The 2,585-nt window shown below is 33.4% G+C and carries 3 protein-coding genes; all 3 read left to right on the plus strand.

Annotated features, from left to right (window positions below; translation table 11 throughout):
• Positions 1–376 (plus strand): helix-turn-helix domain-containing protein (locus tag KPL50_RS26220; protein ID WP_375372964.1); only part of this gene is annotated, 376 nt, incomplete at its 5' end.
• A 176-nt stretch (positions 377–552) separates the two neighbouring features.
• Positions 553–1,053, plus strand: a complete 501-nt coding sequence (locus tag KPL50_RS26225; RefSeq protein ID WP_216212543.1) for a hypothetical protein — start codon at positions 553–555, stop codon at positions 1,051–1,053.
• A gap of 119 nt (positions 1,054–1,172) precedes the next feature.
• Positions 1,173–2,585: type I restriction-modification system subunit M (locus tag KPL50_RS26230; protein WP_216301421.1), on the plus strand; the 1,413-nt coding region annotated here is incomplete at its 3' end.

Raw genomic sequence — 2,585 nt, forward strand, 5'->3', positions numbered from 1 at the left:
AGAGCAATTTAAAATTGAGATTAAAGATGGCGATGCTAAAAAAAAAAACAGATCTGGATATAAATATAAGGGTTACAACTATAAAAATACAACGCTTATAGGTCTTTTAAACATTATTGAAGATGAAATGAGGGTTCTTAAGACTATTATTAATACGAAAGAAATTAAGAGAAGAGATAATGAGCAGAATAAGAAAAAACAAAAGGAAAAGAGAAGAGATGAAAATGGACTTACTAAAAGAGAAAAGACTAAATTAGAAAAAATAGAATCTATAAAGAAATTAAAAGAAAAAGGAATGACATACACACAGATAGCTCAGGAATTAAAATTTAGTATAAATACAATAAAAAAATATTCAAGTAAATATATCAATTAGGTGTACTGAAACGTTCGGATAAAATTATGGGTGTAACCTGGTTTGTTTTCTTTGAAGTAAACTTTATGATTTTATGTAAAATATTATGGTGTACTGAAACGTTCGGATAAGATTATGGGTGTAACCTGGTTCCTTTTTCTTTTATGTTTTCGGTGTTTTTATTGAGGAGGTTTTTTATGTTATATGTTGCTTTAGAACAAAAATGGAAGCTTAGTATTAGTGGTAGTATGACTACTTCTTTAAAAGCAATCTCTGAGGATGACGTTTTTGATTCTGTGTTTGATTATTGGTTTAAAGATAAATTCGAAGAGAACGATGGAAAGCTGCAGTATGTTAAGAGAATTACAAATGAAAGATTTGATGTAGATGATGAGCTCTTAGCGGATATTAAAAAGGTATTTGAAGAGAGATACGTTAAAAAAATAGCTAAGCTAAAGGGTAATGCTGTGGAGAGAGTAAAAAAACAGAAAACAGAGCCAGCTACGGATAAACAGTTAAAGTATGCGAAGAAGCTTTACAAAAGGGCCCATGGAGAAGTAAATGGCTTTGATGATAGGGAATATAGTAAGCATGAGATGGTTGTTATAATAGGGGAGTTGGTGGAAAGATTAGATAACATGGAGGAAGAGGATCGTGGAGAGAGTGCGGTTTTGGAGCTTAGTGATTTTAGAAAGTAAGGTAGGTACATTAAGATAATTAGGGGTAGTGTTCTCTTTTCGTGCAAAAGGCACGTTAAGTAAAAATTAAATAAAGTAAGCTGAAATAATTTAAAAAATGAAAAGTGGAGGAAATATAGATGGCAAAAGCTACGAAAACAAAAGAGATTTCTCTTGAAAGTATATTATGGAATTGTCGTGTTGCATTGCGAGGTATCGGTAGCACAGAAAAAAACAGAGATGCCGTTATCGGATTAGTATTCTTAAAATTTGCTGGAGATAAATTTGAAAAACGGCGTATTGAAATAAAAGAGCAACACGGAGATATTCCAGCGTTTCTTGATAAAGTATCGTTTTACAATGCAGTAAATGTATTCTATGTTAATGAAACAGCTCGATGGTCTTATATTGTAAAAAACGCTAGTGCTAATGATATTGTTGTTATCGTTGATAAAGCTATGGCAGATATTGAGGAAAACAATATTTCTCTAAAAGGAGCATTACCACAAAATTTATTTGCTACTTTAGGCGCTAGCAAAGAGTCAATTAAGTCTTTGATTGATGAAATAAATAAGATTGATGAACAGCGTTTTCATGATGAAGATCTTATTGGTCGTGTATATGAGTATTTCTTGCAAATCTATGCTGCTGCTGGTACTAAGGAAGATGGAGAATTTTATACACCTGCTTGCGTAGTTAAATTGATTGCAGAAATCATTGAACCTTATAGCGGAGTTGTATATGATCCCTGCTGTGGTTCTGGAGGTATGTTTGTACAGTCTCTAAAATTTGTTGACCAACATAATGGAAATAGACAAAATATATCAATTATTGGGCAGGAAAGTAAGCAAGATACGTGGCGTCTTTGTAAAATGAATCTCGCTATTCGCGGTATTGCTCATAATTTAGGTGACAAGAATGCATCTACATTTACTGAAGATTTACATCCCGATAAAAAAGTAGACTATATCATGGCTAATCCTCCTTTTAACCTTAAAGGATGGCGTGGTGACGATCAGTTGACTGATGATCCACGTTTTAAAGGATTTGCAACTCCGCCTGTTGCGAATGCGAATTATGCATGGATTCTTCATATGTTATCAAAGCTTGATATAACAAATGGTATTGCCGGTTTTTTGCTTGCAAATGGTGCCCTTAATGCGAGCGGTGCTGAATATGAAATTCGAAAAGAGTTATTAGAACGGGATAAAATTGAAGCAATTATTGTTTTGCCTCGAGATATGTTTTATACCACTGATATTTCCGTTACGTTGTGGATTATGAATATGAATAAGAAAGAGAGAACCGTAAATGGTAGACATTTACGTGACCGCACAAATGAAGTGCTTTTTATGGATCTACGTCACTGGGATGAAAATATCGAAGAAATCGTGATTGACAAGGGAAAGAAAAAGAAAAAGACAGTCTTAACAGATAAACAGATTAAAGAAATTAGGAAGGTCTATAATAACTGGAAGGACGCAAATACTACCCTTTATTCTGATGTTCCAGAATTCTGCAAGGCTGTTGTGCTTGAGGGCGAAGAAGGTATT

It is taken from the genome of Clostridium sp. CF012 (genome assembly GCF_018861755.1).
Lineage (GTDB): Bacteria > Bacillota > Clostridia > Clostridiales > Clostridiaceae > Clostridium_AD.